The sequence below is a fragment of the Salinisphaera sp. T31B1 genome, assembly GCF_040361275.1.
Classification (GTDB): Bacteria; Pseudomonadota; Gammaproteobacteria; order Nevskiales; family Salinisphaeraceae; genus Salinisphaera.
The window spans coordinates 503,284-525,344 of record NZ_APNH01000002.1; the positions used below are offsets into that span (position 1 = coordinate 503,284).

At 63.8% G+C, this 22,061-nt stretch carries 19 protein-coding genes and 2 tRNA genes; 10 read left to right on the forward strand and 11 right to left on the reverse strand.

The genetic code is table 11. The annotated features are described in order from the left end of the window. The 8 genes from pheT to uvrB all read right to left on the reverse strand — a co-directional run bounded on the left by pheT (window position 1) and on the right by uvrB (window position 9,383). Window positions 1-2,385, reverse strand: a complete 2,385-nt coding sequence (pheT, locus tag T31B1_RS09225) for a phenylalanine--tRNA ligase subunit beta (protein WP_353249191.1) — start codon at window positions 2,383-2,385, stop codon at window positions 1-3. Between the two features lie 19 nt (window positions 2,386-2,404). Then, window positions 2,405-3,406: a phenylalanine--tRNA ligase subunit alpha gene (pheS, locus tag T31B1_RS09230; protein ID WP_353249192.1), complete on the reverse strand. Its 1,002-nt coding sequence runs from the start codon at window positions 3,404-3,406 to the stop codon at window positions 2,405-2,407. Window positions 3,407-3,515: 109 nt separating this feature from the next. Then, window positions 3,516-3,872 (reverse strand): 50S ribosomal protein L20, encoded by a 357-nt coding sequence (rplT, locus tag T31B1_RS09235; RefSeq protein WP_353249193.1) that lies wholly within the window; start codon window positions 3,870-3,872, stop codon window positions 3,516-3,518. Window positions 3,873-3,962: 90 nt separating this feature from the next. Continuing rightward, on the reverse strand, window positions 3,963-4,160 hold the full coding sequence (rpmI, locus tag T31B1_RS09240; RefSeq protein WP_353249194.1) for a 50S ribosomal protein L35: 198 nt from the start codon (window positions 4,158-4,160) through the stop codon (window positions 3,963-3,965). Between the two features lie 40 nt (window positions 4,161-4,200). Next, window positions 4,201-4,740, reverse strand: coding sequence for a translation initiation factor IF-3 (gene infC, locus T31B1_RS09245; protein WP_353249607.1), 540 nt, complete (start codon window positions 4,738-4,740; stop codon window positions 4,201-4,203). A gap of 112 nt (window positions 4,741-4,852) precedes the next feature. After that, window positions 4,853-6,760 (reverse strand): threonine--tRNA ligase, encoded by a 1,908-nt coding sequence (gene thrS / locus T31B1_RS09250; RefSeq protein WP_353249195.1) that lies wholly within the window; start codon window positions 6,758-6,760, stop codon window positions 4,853-4,855. Between the two features lie 256 nt (window positions 6,761-7,016). Next, window positions 7,017-7,093, reverse strand: a tRNA-Val gene (locus T31B1_RS09255). A 271-nt stretch (window positions 7,094-7,364) separates the two neighbouring features. Further along, window positions 7,365-9,383 (reverse strand): excinuclease ABC subunit UvrB, encoded by a 2,019-nt coding sequence (uvrB, locus tag T31B1_RS09260; RefSeq protein WP_353249196.1) that lies wholly within the window; start codon window positions 9,381-9,383, stop codon window positions 7,365-7,367. A 218-nt stretch (window positions 9,384-9,601) separates the two neighbouring features. Between uvrB and T31B1_RS09265 the strand changes: the two genes are divergently transcribed. After that, a tRNA-Asn gene (locus T31B1_RS09265) sits at window positions 9,602-9,677 on the forward strand. Between the two features lie 77 nt (window positions 9,678-9,754). Here the strand turns inward: T31B1_RS09265 and T31B1_RS09270 are convergent. From T31B1_RS09270 to T31B1_RS09280, 3 genes are read right to left on the reverse strand one after another with little or no spacing between them, the layout of a single operon-like run. Then, complete coding sequence (locus T31B1_RS09270; RefSeq protein ID WP_353249197.1) at window positions 9,755-10,366, reverse strand: DUF2845 domain-containing protein; 612 nt, start codon at window positions 10,364-10,366, stop codon at window positions 9,755-9,757. After that, a complete protein-coding gene (locus T31B1_RS09275; protein WP_353249198.1) occupies window positions 10,366-11,085 on the reverse strand; it encodes a general secretion pathway protein GspB in 720 nt (239 codons plus the stop codon). The genes T31B1_RS09270 and T31B1_RS09275 overlap by 1 nt, the downstream gene beginning before the upstream one ends. Then, window positions 11,086-12,837 carry an ExeA family protein gene (locus T31B1_RS09280; RefSeq protein WP_353249199.1) on the reverse strand — a complete coding sequence of 584 codons (1,752 nt, stop codon included), beginning with the start codon at window positions 12,835-12,837 and terminating at the stop codon, window positions 11,086-11,088. Window positions 12,838-12,960: 123 nt separating this feature from the next. Here T31B1_RS09280 and gspC point away from each other — a divergent pair, with 123 nt between their 5' ends. From gspC to gspK, 9 genes are all read left to right on the forward strand, one after another. Then, window positions 12,961-13,827 (forward strand): type II secretion system protein GspC, encoded by an 867-nt coding sequence (gene gspC / locus T31B1_RS09285; protein WP_353249200.1) that lies wholly within the window; start codon window positions 12,961-12,963, stop codon window positions 13,825-13,827. Continuing rightward, the gene (gspD, locus tag T31B1_RS09290; protein WP_353249201.1) at window positions 13,827-15,908 is read left to right on the forward strand and encodes a type II secretion system secretin GspD; all 2,082 of its coding nucleotides are present in this window, start codon (window positions 13,827-13,829) and stop codon (window positions 15,906-15,908) included. The genes gspC and gspD overlap by 1 nt, the downstream gene beginning before the upstream one ends. Window positions 15,909-15,938: 30 nt before the next feature. Then, window positions 15,939-17,495, forward strand: a complete 1,557-nt coding sequence (gene gspE, locus T31B1_RS09295) for a type II secretion system ATPase GspE (protein WP_353249202.1) — start codon at window positions 15,939-15,941, stop codon at window positions 17,493-17,495. Between the two features lie 156 nt (window positions 17,496-17,651). Beyond that, complete coding sequence (gene gspF / locus T31B1_RS09300; RefSeq protein WP_353249203.1) at window positions 17,652-18,866, forward strand: type II secretion system inner membrane protein GspF; 1,215 nt, start codon at window positions 17,652-17,654, stop codon at window positions 18,864-18,866. Window positions 18,867-18,934: 68 nt separating this feature from the next. Then, window positions 18,935-19,396: a type II secretion system major pseudopilin GspG gene (gspG, locus tag T31B1_RS09305; RefSeq protein ID WP_353249204.1), complete on the forward strand. Its 462-nt coding sequence runs from the start codon at window positions 18,935-18,937 to the stop codon at window positions 19,394-19,396. A 24-nt stretch (window positions 19,397-19,420) separates the two neighbouring features. Beyond that, on the forward strand, window positions 19,421-19,966 hold the full coding sequence (gspH, locus tag T31B1_RS09310; protein ID WP_353249205.1) for a type II secretion system minor pseudopilin GspH: 546 nt from the start codon (window positions 19,421-19,423) through the stop codon (window positions 19,964-19,966). Continuing rightward, a complete protein-coding gene (gene gspI, locus T31B1_RS09315; RefSeq protein WP_353249206.1) occupies window positions 19,963-20,415 on the forward strand; it encodes a type II secretion system minor pseudopilin GspI in 453 nt (150 codons plus the stop codon). The genes gspH and gspI overlap by 4 nt, the downstream gene beginning before the upstream one ends. Continuing rightward, window positions 20,415-21,071: a type II secretion system minor pseudopilin GspJ gene (gspJ, locus tag T31B1_RS09320; protein WP_353249207.1), complete on the forward strand. Its 657-nt coding sequence runs from the start codon at window positions 20,415-20,417 to the stop codon at window positions 21,069-21,071. The genes gspI and gspJ overlap by 1 nt, the downstream gene beginning before the upstream one ends. Next, window positions 21,068-22,051 carry a type II secretion system minor pseudopilin GspK gene (gene gspK / locus T31B1_RS09325; protein WP_353249208.1) on the forward strand — a complete coding sequence of 328 codons (984 nt, stop codon included), beginning with the start codon at window positions 21,068-21,070 and terminating at the stop codon, window positions 22,049-22,051. Before gspJ ends, gspK begins: the two co-directional genes overlap by 4 nt. Window positions 22,052-22,061: the final 10 nt, after the last annotated feature.

Consider the following 22,061-nt stretch of genomic DNA (forward strand, 5'->3'; position numbering starts at 1 on the left):
CTATTCACCCCTGATTCGCGCGCCGCACCGTTGCTCGAGCACCGAGACCACGCGCGTTATTATTGTTTCAACGCCTTCGTCGGTAAGCGTGCTCGCTTTATCTTGGAAAATCAAGCTTAAAGCGACGCTCTTGAATCCAGTCTCAAGGCCTTGCCCGCGAAACAGATCAAAGACTTGTACTTGCTGCAGTTCGACAAGCTCCAGCGATTCGACGGCCTCGACGAGGCGGCCGACAGGAACCGATTCGTCGACGACCAACGCCAGATCACGCCGGACCAGCGGCTGCTCGGACACCGGCTCGAACCTTGGTGTCGTCGATCGCGCGACGGCATCATAATCTAGTTCAAATACATAGGGCAATTCAATGTTTTTGAATCGCTTTCTGAAAACTGGCGCAAGTTGCCCGAGCCAGCCCACGGCAATGCCATTCTGTTCGATACGCGCCGTACGCCCCGGGTGCAGTGCCGGGTGTGTGGCTGCCACGAAGCGCGGCCTATCCGCCGAACCCGCAAACAGGGCTTCCACATCGCCCTTGACGTCGAAGAAATCAACGGGCCGGGTCGTTCGATCCCAGTGAGGATCTTCGGCCAGTCCGCCTACGACGCCAGCCAGTGTATCGCTTTGCAGGACACCCGCCTCGGCGTTTTCATCAGGTAAAAAGCGGAGGCCGCGCTCGTACAGGCGTACGCGCGCCTGCTGGCGTCGAACGTTGTAGTGCCAGCTCGGCAACAGGCTAGCCCACAGCGTTCGCCGCATCTGTACGTATAGATCGGAGATCGGGTTGTCGAGCGTTACTGCCGTGGCGTCGTCCGTCAGCATGGCGTGCAAACCAGGCTCCACGAAACTGTATGTGATCGCTTCGCTGTAACCGCGCTCCCGCAGTACGCACGCCACTCGTTCGGGCTCGGCCCCGGCCGCGGCCGCGCTGACGGCCGGCAGCCGCACTCGTGCGTCTTCCGCGGCCAGCTGATCGTAGCCATAGACGCGTGCGACCTCCTCGATCAGGTCCGCCTCGATGTTGATATCGAATCGCCAGCTCGGTGGCACCACGGTCCAGCGTCCGGCCGTCACGAATTCCACGTCCATTCCCAGCCATTCCAGGGCCGATCCAACCCACGCCGCGTCGATGGGCTGCCCCAACAGGCGCGTGATATGGGTTTCGTCCAGATCGATCCGTCGGGTAGCCGGCCACATGGGCTGGCCTTGCTCGACGGACACCGGCCCCACGGATCCGCCGGCGAGGTCGATGAGCAGAGCCGTGGCACGCGCTAGAGCGCGCGGATGCAGCGACGGATCCACGCCGCGCTCGAAGCGATGCAATGAATCGGTTTGTATCTTGTACTTCCGCCCGCGTCCGGCGACCACGGTCGGTGTGAAACAGGCCGCCTCGAATACCACGTTGACGGTCTGTTCGTCGACGGCCGTGCGCTGTCCGCCGATCATGCCGGCAATCGCCACAGCGCCTTCGTCGTCGGCGATCACGAGCGTGTCGACGTCCAGCACCACCTCCTCCCCATCGAGCGTGGTGATTTTTTCGTTCGACCGGGCCCGTCGCACCTGAATGTCGCCCGTCAGGCGGTCTCCATCGAAGGCGTGCATCGGCTGGCCGAGTTCCAGCATGACGTAATTGCCGATATCCACCGGCAGATTGATCGTGCGTATGCCCGCGCGTCTCAGCCGCTCGCGCATCCACATGGGGGTACACGCTCCAGGGTCGATGCCGGTCACACATTGGGCGGCGTATCCGACACAATCAGCGGGCGCGGCAATCTGAACGGGCCGAAGAGTCGAGCCGGTGACCTCGGGCAGGTCGGTTGCCGGCTCCGCCAGCACCTGACCACTGGTGACGGCTACCTCGCGTGCCAGCCCTCGAACACTCAGGCAGTCACCGCGGTTAGGGGTAAGATCGACCTCGAGCACCTGATCGGGCAGGCCCAGATAATCCGCCAGGGGTTGGCCGACCGGCGCATCGACCGGTAACAGCCACAAACCGTCGGCATCGCTTGCCATGCCCAGCTCGGAGGCACTGCAAAGCATGCCGCGCGACGCGACACCGCGCAGTTTGGCGGCCTTTATCTTCATTCCGCCGGGCATGACGGCACCGACCGTGGCGACCGGCGCGTGGATACCGGGCCCGACGTTCGGCGCTCCGCAAACGATATTCAGCCGTTCGGCGCCGACGTCGACCTCGCAGACCCTGAGCTTGTCGGCATCCGGATGCGGCTCGCACGTGACGACTCGCCCTACCACGATTCCGTCAAGCGAAGGCCCTGCAGGCGTGATGTCGTCGACCTCCAGTCCAGCCATGGTCAGACGATCGGCCAGCGTATCGATATCGTCGGGCGTGTCGACCCAGCTGCGGAGCCAGCGCTCGCTCATTTTCATAACGAAACCCTCGAAACGGTCAAGCGAACTGCGCGAGAAAGCGCAGATCGTTGTCGTAGAACTGGCGCAGATCGGTCACGCCGTAGCGCAGCATGGCCAGGCGTTCAACGCCCATCCCGATCGCATAACCCGTGTAACGCTCGCCGTCGATTCCGGCCGCCTCGAGCACACGCGGATGAACCATGCCGCAACCCAGCACCTCCATCCATCCCGAACCGGTACCCAGACTACGGCCGTCGATATCGACCTCCGCGGAAGGCTCGGTGAACGGAAAATACGACGGGCGAAAGCGCAGTTTGAGCGAGGTACCGAAGAAAGCCTCCAGAAACGCCTGCAGCTCGGCGCGCAGTTCGGCGAAGCTCACCTGTTCGGCCACGTACAAGGCCTCGACCTGATGAAACATCGGGCTGTGCGTACGATCCGAATCGCAGCGATACACACGCCCGGGCGCAATGATCCGAATCGGCGGCTGACGTGCCTCCATGGTTCGGATCTGGACCGGCGAGGTATGCGTGCGCAGCAGCAGCCGTGCACCGTCGATATAGAACGTGTCCTGCATCGCCCGGGCCGGGTGGTCCGGCGGGACATTCAGCGCTTCGAAGTTGTGGTAGTCATCCTCGATTTCGGGCCCATGGACGACCTCGAAGCCCCGATACCGAAACAGCGCCTCGATACGCTCGCGCGTGAGGCTGATCGGATGCGGCGCCCCGGACGCGTGGCCCCGACCCGGCAGCGTGACATCCACCCGTTCGGCCGCCAGCTTTTCAGCCATCGCCTGGGCTTCGAGGGTCTGCCGGCGCTCGACCAACGCATCGGCCACTTCGCTCTTGAGACGATTGATGCGCGCGCCGGCGGCCTTGCGCTCGGACGCATCGAGACTGCCGAGCTGCTTGAGCAGCGCCGTGACCCGTCCCTTTTTCCCCAGCAGCGCCACGCGCTGTGCCTCCAGCGAGTCGAGCGCATCCGCATCGGCTATCTCGCGCAGGGCCTGCGCGCGCAGGCTATCCAGTTCGGTGGTCATGCGTGGCAACTCTCGACGTTTATGACGGACAAACAAAAGGGAAAGGCACAGGCCTTTCCCTTTTCAAGCTGCTCGGGTTGTCACTGCGCGTGCAGCGCACCCGCAGGAATCAGGCCTGCGCGGCTTTCGCCTGTTCGACGACGGCAGCAAACGTAGCCTTGTCGCGCACGGCCAGATCGGCCAGGATCTTGCGATCAAGCTCGATGCCGGCTTTTTTCAGGCCGTTCATGAACACGCTATAGGACACGCCCAGTTCCTTGGCGCCCGCGCTGATGCGGGTAATCCACAATGCGCGGAACTCCCGCTTGCGGTTGCGGCGATCCCGGTACGCGTACTGGCCCGCCTTGAACACGGCCTGGCGCGCTACGCGGTAGGTACGGCTGCGTGCGCCGTAGTAACCCTTTGCCTTCTTGAGAACTTTCTTGTGACGGGCCTTAGCCGTCACGCCGCGACTGACTCGTGCCATTTTCGCGCTTCCTGTTGAAAATCGAAATCAAGACAGGGTGCCAAGCACCCTGTCCACTTTACAGATTCGCGACCGCGGTCGCGTGTCCGCCTAGATGTACGGAACGAGCCGATCCATCGCCGGCTGATCGGCATCCGACACCAGTGCGCCCGTGGCAAGACGGCGCTTACGCTTGGGCGACTTCTTGGTCAGAATATGATTGTCGTAGGCGCGACGACGACGGAGCTTGCCGCTTCCGGTGCGCTTGAAACGCTTGGCCGCGCCTCGATTCGTCTTGAGCTTGGGCATAACTTCTCTCTAAATCCAACGTGTCCGGAAACCGGGTTCGCTATTTCTTGCTGTGCCTCGGCACACCCTTGAGCGGTGACATCACCATCGTCATCAGGCGGCCCTGCATCTCGGGGTGTTGCTCGACGCCCGCCATCTCTTCGAGGTCGCCGCGAACACGATCCATGAGCTCCATACCGAGCTCCTGATGCGCCATTTCACGCCCACGAAAACGCAACGTGATCTTGATCTTGTCGCCTTCTTCGAGGAATTCCTTGAGCTTACGCAGCTTGATGTTGTAGTCGCCGGTATCCGTACCCGGCCGAAACTTCACCTCTTTAAGCTGCGTCTGCTTCTGCTTCGACTTGCCGGCCTGCTGAGTCTTCTTCTTCTCGAAGATGTGTTTACCGTAATCCATGATACGGGTCACGGGCGGCTCGGCGTTGGGCGACACTTCGACCAGATCGAGTTCGTACTCGGCTGCCTTGGCCAGCGCATCCTCGATCCGCATGATGCCGACCTGCTCCCCGTCCGGGGCAATCACGCGAACTTCGCGCGCGGTTATCGCGTCGTTGCGGCGATCCTTTTGTCCAGAAGCGATTTCAGCGTCCTCCTTGCATTTTCGGCGTCCCGTACCGACCGATCAGATAAGCATCATCGGCACGAAGCGCGCGAGTATAGCAGATGCGACCGCCGATTAAAGCCTGCCGCATTTATTTTCTTTCCTGTACGCGCTGGCGCGCCTGGGCGATGAAGTCATCGATCGACAGCGTGCCGAGGTCTTCACCCTCGCGCGTTCTCACGGCGATCGCGCCCGCCTCGACCTCGCGGTCGCCCACGACCAGCAGGTACGGCACCCGCTGCATCGTGTGCTCTCGGATCTTGTAGCCGACTTTTTCGTTACGCAGGTCAGTCGCCACTCGCAGACCGGCATCACGCAGACGTGTCTGAACATCGATGACGTAGTCGGACTGCGCGTCCGTGATATTGAGCAGCAAGGCCTGTACCGGGGCCAGCCACAGGGGCATGGAGCCTGCGTGATGCTCGATGAGGATGCCGATGAAGCGCTCGAGCGACCCCAGAATCGCACGATGCAGCATGACCGGGACCTGCCGATCGCCCTGCTCGTCGATATACTCGGCGCCCAGCCGATCCGGCATGGAAAAGTCGAGCTGGACCGTGCCCAACTGCCAGACACGGTTCAGACAGTCCCGGAGCGAGAACTCGATTTTCGGTCCATAGAACGCGCCTTCCCCCGGCTGTAGCTCGAAGTCCAGCCCTTTGTCTTCGAGGCACTGTTGCAGCGCCGCCTCCGACTTGTCCCAGATCGCATCCGAGCCAACCCGTTTCTCGGGCCGCGTGGACAGCTTGATAAGCACGTCGTCGAAGCCGAAATCCGCATACACCGAATACAGAAGATCGGTGAAGTTCGATACCTCTTCACCGATCTGCGCCTCGGTACAGAAGATATGCGCATCGTCCTGGGTGAAGCCGCGTACGCGCATCAGGCCATGGAGCGTGCCCGAGGCTTCGTTGCGGTGGCAGGAACCGAACTCGGCCAGCCGCAACGGCAGATCGCGATAGCTCTTCAGGCCGCGGTTGTAGATCTGGACATGCGCTGGGCAGTTCATCGGCTTGACCGCGAACTGGCGATCTTCAGAGCCGGTAATGAACATGTCGTCGGCAAATTTCTCGGCGTGGCCGGATTTCTCCCACAGCGACAGATCGATCAGCGAGGGCGTATGGACTTCCTTGTAGCCCTCGCGATCCAGGCGTGCACGGATATAGTCGGTGATCTGCAGATAGATCTGCCAGCCGCGGTCGTGCCAGAAGATCATGCCCGGGGCTTCTTCCTGGATATGAAACAGATCCTGCTTGCGGGCGATCAACCGGTGGTCGCGCTTCTTGGCCTCTTCCAGGAAGGCCAGGTGCGCTTTCAGATCCTTTTCGTTGGCCCATGCCGTGCCGTAGATGCGCGTGAGCATCTCGTTGTCGGAATCGCCGCGCCAGTAGGCTCCGGCCAGGCTCATCAGCTTGAAGGCGCGCAAGTGCCGCGAATTGGGCACATGAGGGCCCTTGCACATGTCCACGTAATCTTCGTGGTGGTACAGCGCGATCGTCTCGCCGTCGGGGATCTCGCGCACGATCTCCTGCTTGTAGGGTTCGTTGCGCGCTTCGAAAGCTTCCAGCGCCTGCTGCCGACTCACCACCTCGCGGACCACTTCATGATCCCGCTTGGCAAGCTCGTGCATTCGCGCCTCGATCGCCTCCAGATCTTCGGGCGTCAGCGTCTTGTCGAGCGCAATGTCGTAATAGAAGCCGTCGTCGATGACGGGCCCGATGGCCATCTTCACATCTGGATACATCGTCTTGAGCGCCTGTCCCAGCAGATGGGCGCAAGAGTGGCGGATGATATCCAGGCCATCCCTGTCGCGGGCGGTGATCAGGGCCACCTCGGCATCGTCATCGATGATTACCGACGCGTCGGCCAGGCGACCGTCTATACGCGCGGCCAGCGTGGCCTTGGCCAGTCCGGCGCCGATCGACTCGGCGACCTGCATGCCGGTCACGGGCTGATCGAAGGATTTGACGGTTCCGTCGGGAAGCGTGATCGCAGGCATCGCGAATTCCTTTTCAGTGGCGGCCGATACCAGGGGCCGCGTGGTTTTCGCGCCCGGCCTGACCTGCAGCCACACCCGGCACGGATAAAAGAAAAGCCGCCCGGTGGACTACCGCAGCGGCTTTTCGCAAAAAGGTGGCCGACACAAAACGATAGGTTTCGATGACATCGCCTTGAAACCGCCTGCCGATCGAGGCGTCGCTTGGGCCGTGGAAGCCCGATCGAGCCGAGGCGTTTGTCGCCACTAATACAATTAGTGGTAGGCGCGAGTGGATTCGAACCACCGACCTCTACCATGTCAAGGTAGCGCTCTAACCAACTGAGCTACGCGCCTATCGAGGGCGAGAAGATACGCTGAATGTTCGCGCGGGGCAACCGTTGAAGACGATCTTTTCGCCACGGGTGGACCGGGTACGCGTCGGCAGCGGCAACCCGGCGAACGTCACGCTGTGCTCACGGCAGATCGGCGACACCCGCTCGATAAACACCCGCGCGATCGCTGTCATCACACAGGTGCAACCGGCGGCCGCGCGCTGGAGGCAACCAGCCCAAAGGTTCCCGACGCGGGCTCAAGACAATACCGGGCCGTCGACCACTGCGTCCGCTTACCCGGCCTTGGCCGGCAATTCCAACGCGTACTCGCGGATCTTGCCGATCTGGTCCCGAATCTTGCCGGCTTCCTCGAACTCGAGGTTCTCGGCATGCTTGAACATCCGCTTTTCGAGCCGGTCGATTTCCTTGGCCAGCTGGGCGGCCGACATTCGCGCATAATCGACCCCGACTTCGGCCACCTTCTTCTTGTCCTTGGCCTCGCTATAGTCCTCATAGCCGTGGCGCATGACGTCGGCGACCTTTTTCTCGATCGTCTTCGGCGTAATGCCATGCTCTTCGTTGAACGCGATCTGTTTGGCTCGTCGACGCTCGGTCTCGTCGATCGCTCGCTGCATGGAGCCGGTCATCTGATCGGCATACAGAATGGCGCGTCCCTCGACGTTACGCGCCGCACGCCCGACCGTCTGGATGAGCGAACGCTCCGCGCGCAGAAAGCCCTCCTTGTCCGCATCGAGAATGCCGACCAGCGTGACCTCGGGAATATCGAGGCCCTCGCGCAATAGATTGATGCCCACCAGCACGTCGAATTCGCCCAGCCGCAGGTCGCGGATGATCTCGCTGCGCTCCACGGTGTCGATATCCGAGTGCAGATAGCGCACCGACACCCCGGCCTCGTGCAGATATTCGGTCAGATCCTCGGCCATGCGCTTGGTGAGGGTCGTCACCAACACGCGCTGCTTCTTGGCCGTGACTTCCTTGATCTCGGACAGCAGATCGTCCACCTGGGTATCGGCCGGCCGGATTTCGATTGCCGGATCCACCAGCCCGGTGGGACGCACCACCTGCTCGACCGTATTGTCGGCGTGCTTGATCTCGTAAGGGCCCGGCGTGGCCGACACATAGATCATCTGCGGTGCCACGCGCTCGAATTCCTCGAACTTGAGCGGGCGGTTGTCCAGCGCCGACGGCAACCGGAAACCGTATTCCACCAGTGTTTCCTTGCGCGCCCGGTCGCCCTTGTACATTCCGCCGATCTGCGGGACGGTCACGTGCGATTCGTCCAGCACCATGATCGCGTCATCCGGCAGGTAGTCGAGCAGACACGGCGGCGGCTCGCCCGGCGCCCGGCCGGACAGATAGCGCGAATAATTCTCGATGCCCGAACAGAACCCGATCTCGTTGATCATCTCCAGGTCGAACAGGGTGCGCTGCTCGATGCGTTGGGCCTCGAGCAGCTTGCCCACCGACTCGAAGTAGGCCACCCGCTCCTTCATCTCGGCCTTGATCGCATCCATGGCGCCAACGATGCGCTCGCGCGGCGTGACATAGTGCGTCTTCGGGTAGATCGTCAGACGTGGAACCTTGCGATTGACGGTGCCGGTCAGCGGGTCGAAAAACGACAACCGCTCGATCTCGTCGTCGAACAGTTCGATCCGAACGGCCTCTTCGTCTTCTTCGGCCGGAAACACATCGATGATCTCGCCGCGCACGCGGTACGTCCCGCGCTCCAGCGACATGTCGTTGCGCTTGTACTGCAACTCCGTAAGACGCTTGACCAGATCTCGCTGACCGATCTGCTCGCCTTCGTCCAGATGCAGCACCATGGCGAAGTAGGCCTGCGGGTCGCCCAAACCGTAGATTGCCGACACCGACGCCACCACGATCGTATCGCGGCGTTCGATCAGCGCCTTGGTCGCCGACAGACGCATCTGCTCGATATGCTCGTTCATGGACGAGTCCTTCTCGATGAAGGTGTCCGACGACGGCACGTACGCTTCGGGCTGATAGTAGTCGTAGTACGACACGAAATATTCGACGGCGTTGTTCGGAAAGAATTCCTTCATCTCGCCGTAGAGCTGTGCAGCCAGCGTCTTGTTGGGCGCCATGATCAGCATGGGCCGGCCCGAACGCATGGCGACATTCGCCATCGTGAACGTCTTGCCGGAACCGGTCACACCCAGAAGCACCTGGTGTGCCAGGCCGTCTTCCAGCCCTTCCACCAGCCCCTCGATAGCGGCCGGCTGATCGCCGGCAGGTTCCCAATCGGCCTTGAGTTCGAAATTCTCTCGCATGGGACGACGATTGGCCTTTTGAACGGGTTTACAAGTCCACGAGTCTACGCTGGCGGTCCCCCGACGGACGCGGCGCGTCGGGGCGACATAACCCCGCCGCGGCAGGCGCTGACCGATTCGTGGCAAAAAAACAGACGCTATGGCTTGCCAATGCCGGACGCATCCAATAGCATACGCGGCCTTCGCTGCTCGGCGGCGAATGAAAGGCAAGTGACTGTTCCCCGGTAGCTCAGTTGGTAGAGCGGGTGACTGTTAATCACTAGGTCGGCGGTTCGAGCCCGTCCCGGGGAGCCATCAAACCGAGCGTTTGATCCTCTCCATCGTCCTTGCCCATCAGTTATGGCGCTGACACGCATCGCGGTCCCGGCAGGCTAGTCGAACCCGCGCTGCAGCGTATCCGTTTCCACGACCGTGGCATTCTCCAGTGTGATTTCTCGCAACAGGCGGTTGCCGCCGAAGTTGTAGATCCATTGTTCGCGATAGACGGGTATCACGCCGCGGCGCAGGTAATAGTCGCCCTGCGCGGTCCGACCGCGCGAACTGTAGATATAGCCGATCACGTTGCGCTGGGCGGGCTCACCGCACATCGCCAACAAACGATACTTGCTGATTCCGCGGCTGATATCGGCCGGGCGGCAGCGCCCCGAGGCGGCATTCGCGTTGAACCCGTAGCCGCCGTCCCGGATCCGGTAGAGATCTCCGTTGCGGAACACGAGTATCTGCAACAGGCGAGACGGACCGCGGTTGTAGGTCCATTCTTCCATGGACAGTCCCCCCCCGTAGCCGACCCCCGCCCCGCCGATCCACGGATCGACGAAATCGGGCGCACCGCAGGCATTGCGCACCACCACCGCCGGGTCGCCTGTCTGGATCAAACTACCGCCGCAGCGCAGGCTGTCGGCATGGGCCGGCGCCGACGAAAGAACGAGAACGCCAATCACAAGCAGCAAACCGGCCAGCACCGTCTGCCCGGAGCGCGTCATCAGCCCGGACCGTTCACGTGATAGCGCTGGCCCTGATAGTTCAGGGTCGCGCCGGTGGCATCGATGCTCTCGACCGCCGGCCCGGCAGCCAGCCGCTCGCCTTCGTGATACCGGCGCCCGTCGACCAGGATGAAGCTCCGCCCGGGCACGCTGCTGTACAGGTGTCCATTGATGGCGACATCCGGCACGCGCCCGGCCAGCGACTCCGCCGAGGGTGCATCCTCCATCGCCAGCGACGACGGCACCGTGGCGCTGCTGTCCAGCGGGGTACGGGAGAACGTCACACGGCCCCGCTCGTTCGGCAGATTCGATGACAGCCTGAGCCCCTCTACGGTCTCTGCACGGTCGGGCGGCGGCTGCGTACGCGGCGCCTGGGCGGCGGTCAACTGGCGCTGGGGCGGCTGTGCCCGCGCGTCGGTCGCCCGGCGGGCGGCCGGCTCGATCGCACTCGCGGGTGCGTTCGCTGGCGCAGTCGCATCGGTCGATGCCGGTGTCTCGGCTATTTGGGGGGCCGTGTCGACAACGGTACGCCCCGGCCAGAACAGATAGACAAGCAGACCGATATTACACACGGCCAGCACGATCACGAACCAGCGAAGGGCCTGCGACGAACCACTGCCATAGGGCGTATCGGACGCCGAGATCGAGCGCAGGTCCGCGCCCCGCTGTTCATGACGCTCACGCTCGGCTTTCTTCAAGGCATCGACGAGATACGACACTTACTCCTCCACCGGCTTGAGCGCGGGCGAGCCGGGCGAAGGCACCGCACCGTTGAGCATCATCTGTGTCCGCGGCCCCGCCATGCCGTCGGGTTCGAGGCCCCGCTTGAGCTGGAATGCCTTCAGGCGAGCCGCCAGTGCATCGTCATAGATCGGTGACGGCGGGCCGAGCTGCGTGTCCAGATTCTGCCCGGCCGCGCGTGCCAAGCGCCGGCGCAGCCAGACCACGGCGTCCCCCACCGCGCCCGGTTGAATCAGGCTGACACCGGAATCCGAGCGCCAGATCACCTCGAACTGACCCGTCCAGACCCGTGCCAGATCGCTGCGCGAAATCCGCCGGGTGCCGTTGGATCCCACCAGCGTCGCATCGTCGCCGTCGAGCGCGCTCAACAGCACCTTCTGGCGACGGCCCTCCCGCTGAACGGTCAACAACGCCGGGCGGTTGTAGCGTTCGACCATGGCAAAACTGCCGCGATCGGCCAGACAACGCAGATCTCCGACACGCAGGGCCGCACAGCTGCTGCTCACCTGCGAACCGAACACCCCCCACAGCCGCAGCAACTGGTTGATGTCGGCATCGCCTTCGGGAATACCCGTGGCCGCATCGGTCGAGGCGGCCGGCGCCGCGCCGGCGCCGTCGCTGACGACCGCGGTATCTGCGCCGGCCCCGGTCGAGGCCGAACCCGCCGCGGCAACGCGCTCATCGTCAGGCCCGCCGTCCGGCTGCGCGCCGGGGTCGGGCTCGACCGGCTCGGCGGCTCGCTCGGGGCCATCGGCCCCGGCTGACACCGACTGGACCGCAGAACGCGAGCCGACGTGGAACCATTCCGCGGCACGACCGAGCTCGATACCCGGGTACCACGCCAGAAGTCCGGCCGCGGCCACCGCCGCGAGTGCGGTCGCCGGCAGCCCGACCCGCAACCATCCACCCGGCCGGCGTTTGCGCGGCAGCGTTTCTGCCGCTGCACGTCGGATCATCGCCAGACCCAGGCGGGAACGGCCGTGGGCATAACCTCCCATCAGAGCGCGCTCGCAGACCATATTGATCAGCCGAGGCACGCCGCCGGTCACCCATCGCAGATAATTCAGTGCCAACGGCGTGAACAGGTGCTGCGACCCGCCGGCAAGCTTGAGCCGGTGCTGAACGTAGGCACGCGTCTCGACATAATCCAGCGGCTTGAGCCAGAAACGCGCGGTGATGCGCTGGGCGAGCTGGCGCAGATCGTGACGCGCCAGCAGATCGTCGAGTTCAGGCTGACCGACGAGAATGATGCGCAACAGCTTGTGCTTGTGGGTCTCCAGATTGGTCAGCAGGCGGAGCTCTTCGAGCACCCCGCCACTGAGATTCTGTGCCTCGTCGATGATCAGCACGGTACGACGATTGTCTGCGTGCGTGGCCAGAAGATGCCGGTTGAGCCGGTCCACCAGCTGCTTGAGCGAAGTGTCCGCGGCGCGGTCGTACGGCGCACCCAGTTCGTCACAGATGGTGGCCACGAACTCTTCAACGCCCAGATGCGGATTCCAGCACAGCGCAATATCCAACTCCGGCGTTTCGTTATCGACCAGGGCCCGGATGAGTGTGGTCTTGCCGGTGCCCACTTCCCCGGTCAACGCGACGAAGCCGCCATGCTCGCCGGTCCCATAGAGCAGGTGCCCGAGTGCCTCGCGATGGCTGGCGCTCAGATACAGGAATGCCGGATCGGGGGTGACCGAAAACGGGTAATCGTTGAAACCGTAATAGCGCAGATACATCAAGTGTCGCGACGGGCAGTAACCGGCCAAGTCTAACCCGCGCCCAGCACGCGGCAAACCAGCGTCCGACGCGGGGTCGACGGTTTGCCCGCAACCGGCATTCCCTGGGTTAGACTTCGCGCCATGGCTGCACAACTGTCTCGCGACGCGCAGCGCTGGCTCGCCCGGCTGCCGGAAATCGCCAACATCGTTCTCGTGGTGCTGATCGCGCTCTCGGCGGCGCGGCTGTTCTGGCTCGTCTGGCCGGCCGAGGCGCCGACGCTCGTTCCGGCGGTAACCGGCGCCGACAGCCAGTCCACCGACCAGAGCGTCGATGTCGATACCATCGCCAGTGCACATCTGTTCGGCGAACAGACCGTCACCGACGTGGCCGCCGAACAGCGCGAGATACTCAATGCACCCGAAACCCGTCTGGATCTCACCCTTACGGGCATCGTGTCCGAGACCGGGGGCCGGCGCTCGAGAGCCCTAATCAAGACCGGCCGCAACAAACAGGACAACTTCGGCGTTGGCGGCGAGATCTCCGACGGCGTCAAACTGCACGCCATCTATGCCGACCGGGTCATTCTCGACCGGAGCGGGCGCTTCGAAACCCTGACGCTGGAAAGTGTCAAGCAGGCCAAGACGCTCACCGGCGTGACCCGTACGCCACGTGGCAATCAGACGGTCTCCAGCGAACTGGCCGGGGATCTGGGCGACGTACGCCGCAAGATTCTGGCCAACCCTGCGACGGCACAACGCTATATCCGCTTGCAGCCGGAACGACAAAACGGCAACCTCGTCGGCTACCGAATCTATCCGGGGGCCGACCGGGGGCTATTCGAGAAGGCCGGCCTCAAACCGGGGGAGCTCGTGACCGCCGTGAATGGCCAGTCGCTCGACAATCCGGCTGCGTCGCTCAAGCTGCTGGGCAATCTGGCACAGGCCAGTAGTGCCTCTGTGACGCTGGAACGCGACGGTCAGCAACGCACCGTAACCGTGAACTTTTAATGACAGCTTTCGCCCTGCGCCGCCTGTGCTTCTCGATCCTGATGCTGGTGGCCACCACCGCGGTATTCGCACAGTCGCCGGCCGCCGATGAGGGCGATGCGTTCACGCTCAACCTCAAGGATGCCGACATCACCACGCTGATCGCGACCGTCAGCGAGGTGACCGGGCGCAACTTCGTGGTCGACCCACGGGTCAAGGGCGATGTCACCGTATTGTCCAACGAGCCGATGACCCCCGGCCAGCTGTACGAGACGTTTCTGTCCGTACTGGAAGTGCACGGTTTTGCCGCGGTCCCCTCTGGCGAAGTCACCAAGATCATCCCTCAGATCAATGCCAAGCAGGACGGCGGGTTCGGCCGGGCCAGCAGTACCCGGGAAGACATCGTCACGCGGGTGATCAGCGTGAACAACGTCCCGGCCGATCAACTGGTGCCGATCCTGCGGCCCCTGGTGCCGCAATACGGACATCTGGCGGCCTATTCCGCCTCGAACACGTTGATCGTTTCCGACCGTGAAGCCAACGCCCAGCGTATCGCCGAGATCGTGGCCAAGATCGACCGCAATGGCGTACAGAACACCGAAACCATTCGCCTGCAGTACGCCAGCGCCGCCGAGGTCGCACGGGTCATCGAACAGCTCAAGGCCGGCGCGAACGGGAACGCGGCCGCCGGCAACTTCAGCGTGATCCCCGATACCCGTACCAACAGCGTGATCATCAACGGTGGTAAACAGGAGCGGCTGCGGCTACGGGCCATCATTGCCGACCTGGATACCGAAACCGAGCAGACCGGCGGCACTCAGGTCGTCTATCTCGACTATGCCGACGCCGAAACGCTGGCGCCGGTGCTGCAGAACTATGCCGACGGCCAGGGCGCAACCGGCGGCGGCACCACATCGGCCGGCGGCAATGCTGCCGGTGCAGCGGCTGCCGTCCGCTCGGCGGGCGGCCGTGCCGATGGCGTGAGCGTGATTGCCGAGCCGGCGTCCAATGCGCTCGTGGTCACCGCACCGGCCGACACCATGCGTCAGATCCTGCGGGTGATCGACCAGCTCGACATCCGCCGTGGGCAGGTGCTGGTCGAGGCGATCATCGCCGAGATCAGCCTCACTCGCTCGCGCGCGCTGGGTGTGAACGTGGCCGCCTTCAACGATAACGGGCCGGCCGCGGCCAGCATTCTCGACCAGAACACGCTCAACGTCGTGCCGTCGCTCGCGCTCGACGGCACCCCGCTCAGCCTGATCCAGAACGGGCTGAACGTCGCGCTCGGCCAGATCAACGACGGCGGCACCAGCTTTGCCGTGCTGGTCAACGCGCTGTCCAGCAACACCAATACCAATGTGCTGTCGACTCCGTCACTGATCACGCGTGACAACGAGGAGGCCGAGATCAAGGTGGGCCAGGAAGTGCCCTTCGTCACCGGCAGCTATACGAACAACAACGCGGGCGGCGGCGTCAACGGCGTGGTCAACCCGTTCAATACGGTCGAGCGCAAGGACGTCGGCCTGACCCTGGGTTTCACCCCGCAGATCAGTGCCGGCGATACCATCCAGCTGACCATCGATCAGGAGATCTCCAGCATCGCGCAGAACTCCAGCCAGACCGGCGCGGTGGACCTGATCACCAACAACCGTACGCTGACCACCTCCGTCGAGGTGGAGAACGGCCAGATCCTGGTGCTGGGCGGCCTGATCGACGATCAGGTCACCGAGAGTCAGTCCAAGGTACCGCTGCTGGGCGATATACCCATTCTTGGCGCACTGTTCACCAATCGCTCGGTGCAGAAGAACAAGCGCAACCTGCTCAACTTCATCCGGCCGACCATTCTGCGCGGCGGCGGCGAAGCCGATTACTACACCCGCAAGAAATACAACTACATCCGCTCGTTGCAGGAGCGCCAGTCCGAAAGCAGCATTCCGCTGATGGGCGAAGAACAGCGGCCACAGCTGCCGCCGATCGAGGAATACAACGATCGCGACTCGTTCTCCGAGGATTCGGGCGTGGGCGGGGCCAGCCTGCCGGACAGCACCGACATCCGCGAGGGTCGGAATGCCAGCGGCAAACGGCGGGGCGATCAGTACTAGCCCGCCGACCGCCGAGCCGAGGATCCGCGTATGAGCGAAACAGCCAACGAACTGAGCCTGGAGCCGATTTCCGCGGATCCGGTCGAGCCGGCGCCGGCCGGTTCGGTCAACGCTGGCGGCGTCGAGCGCCTGCCCTTCGCGTTCGCCAAACGCCACGGGATCATGCTCGGCGGTGAGCGCGACGGGGTCATCGAGGTCACCTGTCGCCGGCCGATCAGCCCGACCGCCCTCGCCGAGGTTCGCCGCCACTGTGGTCGGCCGCTGCGAGTACAGCGGGTCGAAGCACAGGCCTTCGATGCCCTGCTCCAGAACGATTACGAGGGCAAGGCGGCCGAATCCATGCAGATCGTCGAGGGCATGGACGACGAACTGGATCTTTCGGATGCCGCACGTGCGCTTTCCGAACCGGCCGACCTGCTCGAGTCGGCCGATGATGCGCCGATCATCCGTCTGATCAACGCCCTGCTCACCGAAGCGATCAAGGAAAACGCGTCGGATATTCATATCGAGCCGTTCGAATCGCGTCTGACCGTACGCTTCCGTGTCGACGGGGTACTGCGCGAGGTGCTCAATCCGCCGCGCCAGCTGGCCTCGCGCCTGATTTCCCGGGTGAAGGTCATGGCCAAGCTCGATATCGCTGAAAAGCGTATTCCCCAGGACGGGCGTATCTCGGTACGCGTGGCCGGCCGCCCGGTGGACGTGCGCGTATCGACCATTCCATCGGGCAATGGCGAACGTGTCGTGCTGCGTTTGCTCGACAAGCAGGCCGGCCGGCTCGATCTGCCGCAGCTGGGCATGCCCAAGGACACGCTGGCCGGTATCGACGAGCTGATCCACAAGCCGCACGGCATCCTGCTGGTCACCGGCCCGACCGGCTCGGGCAAGACCACGACGCTGTATGCGGGCCTGACCCGGATCAACGACCGTACCCGCAACATCATGACCGTCGAGGATCCGATCGAGTACTACCTGGACGGCATCGGTCAGACGCAGGTCAATTCCAAGGTGGACATGAGCTTCGCTCGGGGCCTGCGCGCAATTCTGCGCCAGGATCCGGACGTGGTGATGATCGGCGAGATTCGCGACCTCGAGACTGCCGAAATCGCCGTACAGGCGTCGCTGACCGGCCATCTGGTGCTCTCCACGCTGCATACCAATACGGCGGTCGGCGCGATCGCGCGTCTGCGCGACATGGGCGTCGAGCCGTTCCTGCTGTCGTCGAGCCTGATCGGCATCATGGCTCAGCGGCTGGTGCGCACCCTGTGCAAGACCTGTCGCTCCCCCTACACCGCCGACCGGCGCGAATGCGAGCTGCTCAACGCCGATCCGGAGAATCCGCCGACACTGCACAAGCCCGCCGGATGCGAAGCCTGCAACCATTCCGGCTTCAGGGGCCGTACAGGCGTCTACGAGCTGGTCGTGGTCGACGACGAGATGCGTAATCTCATCCACGAGCAGGCTTCCGAACAGGCGCTGGAACGCCATGCGCGCAAGGCCACGCCGAGTATTCGCGCCGATGGTCGTGCCAACGTCCTGGCGGGCAACACCACGCTCGAGGAAGTCCTGCGTGTAACCCGCGAGGGTTAGACTACCGGCGGAACCGAGGCACGACGCCGCACAGACAGGCTCGTGCGGCGCAGACACTGATCAGGAGCCCTCTGTGTTCACTGCCGATGAACGACAACCGACCGCTGCGCGCGCACCCGACTGCGGACGCGGCCGTAAGCGCCGGGGAGCTCGCTGATGGCGGCCTTCGAATATGTCGCGCTCGACGGACGCGGCCGTGAGAAGAAAGGCGTCATGGAGGGCGATGCGCCGCGCGCTATCCGTGCCCAGCTGCGCGAGCAGGGCCTCACCCCGATCGAGGTCAACGAAGTCGCCGACCGACGGCGAGGCGGCCGACGCGGCTTTTCGTTCTCCCGCGGCATCAGCGTCACCGAACTGGCGTTGTTCACCCGCCAGCTCGCCACGCTCTGCCATGCCGGCCTGCCCATGGAAGAGGCCCTCAAGGCGGTTGCCGAGCAGACCGACAACGAACGGGTCCAGAAGATCATCGTCGGCGTACGTTCGCAGGTCGTCGAAGGCCATACCCTGGCCGATGCGCTGGGCAGCTTTCCCAACAGCTTCGATGAGCTCTACCGGGCGACCACGGCCGCGGGCGAGCAGTCTGGCCGTATCGATGAAGTGCTCAACGGCCTGGCCGACTACGTCGAGGACCAGCAGTCCATGCGCCAGAAAGTCCTCGCCGCGATGATCTACCCGGCCTTTCTTTCGGTCGTGGCGATCGGCATCGTCATTGCCCTGCTGGCCACGGTGGTGCCGAACCTGGTGCAGGTGTTCAACAGCGTCGACGCCGACCTGCCGGCGCTCACCACCGGCCTGATTGCGGTGAGCGACTTCCTGCGCGCCTGGGGCTGGCTGCTGGCGCTCGTGATCGCCGGCCTGGTGGCGGGCTTCGTGTATGGCATGCGCCGACCGGGATTCAAGCGCGCCGTTCAATCACGCATTCTGGCGACCCCGCTGATCGGGCGGTTCGTACGCGGGGTGAACACCGCCCGCTTTACCCGCACCCTGTCGATTCTCACGCGCAGCGGCGTGCCGGCGCTCGACGCCATGACCATCGGTGCCGATGTGGTGACGAATCTGCCGATGCGCGATGCCATCCAGCGGGCGGCCACGCGGGTGCGCGAAGGTGACGCGATCCATCGTGCGCTGGGCCGCGAACGGCTGTTCCCGCCGATCACGTTGCATATGATCGCCAACGGCGAGGTATCCGGCGAACTCGACATGATGCTCGGGCGCGCGGCCGAACATCAGGAGCGCGAGGTCGAGACCCTGCGCCAGGGCGTGATGGGCATTCTGGGACCCATGGTGATCCTGATCATGGGCGGTCTCGTACTGGTGATCGTACTGGCCATCCTGCTGCCGGTGTTCAACCTCAACCAGCTTGTGAAATGATGCGGGGCGCATCCGCGCCCAGTCGTCGGACCGATACCGATTCAATCCTCGTGCCAGGAGACAGGACAATGAAATTCAACGGGCTTTCGAGCATGCACCGAAGCGCCCAGCGCGGCTTCACCCTGATCGAGATCATGGTGGTCGTGGTGATTCTCGGCATCCTTGCTGCGATCGTGGTGCCGAACATCATCGACCGGCCGGACGCCGCCCGCGTGGCCAAGGCCCGCCAGGATATCCGTGCCGTGGAAAGCGCGCTCAAGCTGTATCGTCTGGACAACTTCCGCTATCCCACCACCGAACAGGGCCTGGCCGCACTGGTCAACAAGCCCACCACCCAGCCCGAGCCGCGCAACTGGAAGTCCGGCGGCTATCTCGATCGGCTGCCCACCGATCCCTGGGGCGATGTCTACCATTATCGCAACCCGGGCGAACACGGCGAGATCGATATCTACACGCTGGGCCGCGATGGGCGTCCGGGCGGCGAGGAAAGCGACGCCGATATCGGCAACTGGACCCTCGACCAGGGCTGACACGGCGTACCGCCGGGAGCGTGCATGACGGCAACGGCCATCGAGCGCCGACACAGCGACGGTTTCACCCTGATCGAAATGCTGGTGGTGGTGCTGATCATCGGCGTGGTGATGTCGTTCGTGTCGCTGTCGCTCAACCCGACCGGCCCCGCCGACCGGCTCGATACCGAAGCCCGTCGCCTACAGGCCCTGACCCAGGCCGCCGCCGACGATGCCGTGCTCTACGGGCGCGAGATCGGTCTGGACATCACACGCAACGGCTACCGGTTCCTGCGTCTGGGCGACGACGGCTGGCAGCCCATCAATGTTCCTGACTCGCCGCTGCGTGCACGCGAACTCGGCGAGGGCCTCGTGCTGGCGCTGATCGAGCGCGATGAAGACACGCCGCGGCTGGCCAGCGGCGAAACGGATGACGACGATGCGATCCGCCCCGAGACCTTCTTCCTGTCCAGCGGCGAAATCGTGCCCTTCTCGCTGGAACTCTATGCGCGCGGCGTCGACCATCTCTATCACCTGACCGGTCAGGCCAACGGCAAGCTCACGCTGGAACGCATCGAGGCCGAGCGGTGAGGACCGAGCGCGGGTTCACCCTGATCGAAGTCCTCATCGCCACCGCGATCCTGGCGCTGGCGCTCGGTGCGTTCATCACCACCAGTGCCCACTACGCGGACTATGCGCGCTATATTCACGATCGCAGCATCGCCCAATGGGTTGCCCGCAACCAACTCGTCGAGTTTCAGATCGCGCCGCAGTGGCCGGACACCGGCAACCAGGACGGCGATGTCGACATGGCCGACACGCGCTGGCACTGGGTCGCCGACATTCAGGAGTCGCCCGACCCCGACGTGCGTCGTATCGATCTGCGGGTCTATCGTATCGACGACAACAGCGATCGGCCGGAAACCGACTCCACCACGCTGCTCACCGGGTTCGTGACCCAGCACGTGCAGGCCGTGAACGCGCCGGCCGGCGGAAACGCCACGGGCGACGGCGACAATCGCACGGACAGCAGCTCGTGATGAGCCCTGTCCGCCAGCGCGGTTTCACCCTGATCGAGCTGCTGATCGCGATCGCGATCTTCGTAGTCATGGCCGCCATGGCCTACGGTGGGCTGTCGGCGGTGATCAGCAGCCGGGAAACAGTCACCGCAGCGCTGGATCGCAGCAAGACCATGCAGATGGCGGTGTGGCGTATCAGCCGCGACATCGAGCAGATCGTCAACCGCCCGATCCGCGACAGCTTCGGCGATCGCCAACCGGCCATCGCCGGCAGCCCGGATGTGGGGCTGCTGTTCACGCGCAGCGGCTGGCGCAACCCGTTGGGCGAGATTCGCAGCAATCTCCAACGGGTCGCCTACCGGGTCGACGAGAATGACAACCTGGTACGTGCCTACTGGCGCGTGCTCGACCAGGCGCAGGACAGTGCGCCGGTGGAATCCACGCTCGTCGAGGATGTCTCGAACGTTGAATGGCGTTTTCTGGACAACAACCGTCAGTGGCAGGACCGCTGGCCGCCAGACAACGCGCCGGGCGCAGCCGGCCTGGCGGCCGAAGCGCTGCCCAGCGATGTCGCCAGCGCGCAGTATCAGCCGCCGCTGGCCATTGAGTTGCGCTTCACCGCGCCGGCCTGGGGCGACATCCGGCTGCTGTTCGCGATCGCCGGAGCCGAAAAATGACGCCGCGCGGCCAATCCGGCGTGGCGCTGCTCACCGCACTGTTGATCATTGCTCTGGTGGCGATCATCGGCACCGGGATGCTTTCGCAGATGAATCTCGCGCTGCATCGCAGTGGCAATATCTGGCAGTCCGAACAGGCCTGGTGGTATGCCGTCGGCATCGAGAACTGGCTGGGCAAGCTGCTGCGCCAGGATGCACAGTTCACCGATATAGACAGCCTCGACGAACCCTGGGCCGAACCGGTCGACTATCTCCCGTTGGAAGGCGGTGCCCTCAAGGGCCAGGTCATCGATCTCCAGGGGCGGTTCAATCTCAACAATCTGGCGACCAGCGGCGCCGGAGCAGCCAGCACCAACGCCCCGGTAAGCGCCAACCCGGCCGAGCAGGATCCGGTGCTGGCCCAGTTCACCCGTCTGATCGAGCGGGTCGCCGATACCGATCCGGTCACCGCGCGCACCATTGCCGCCTCCACCCGCGACTGGATCGATTCCGATATCAACCCGACGCTGCCCGACGGCGCCGAAGACGACTACTATCTCGGCCTGACGCCAGCCTACCGAGCCGGCAACGCGCTCATGGCCAGTCCAAGCGAGCTGAGACTGGTCAAGGGCGTGACCCCCGAGATCTTCGCCGCGCTCCAGCCCTATATCACCGCCCTGCCACAGACCACGCCGATCAACGTCAACACGGCATCTGCACCGATACTGGCGACCATTGCACCGGACCTGCCGCCGACGACCGGCGAATCGCTGGTCGAATCGCGCAGCGACGAGCCCTGGAAATCGGTCGACGCCTTCCTGCAGGATCCGGCGCTGGCCGGTCGACAGATCGATGCGAACAATCTGTCGGTGACCACCCGTTATTTTCAGGCGGTGGGACAGATCACCGTCGACCGTGCCCAGGTGCAGTTCTATTCGCTGATGGAACGTGCCGACAACGGCGCAGTCCATGTCATTCAGCACAGCACCAATGTCGACTGAGCTTACGGTA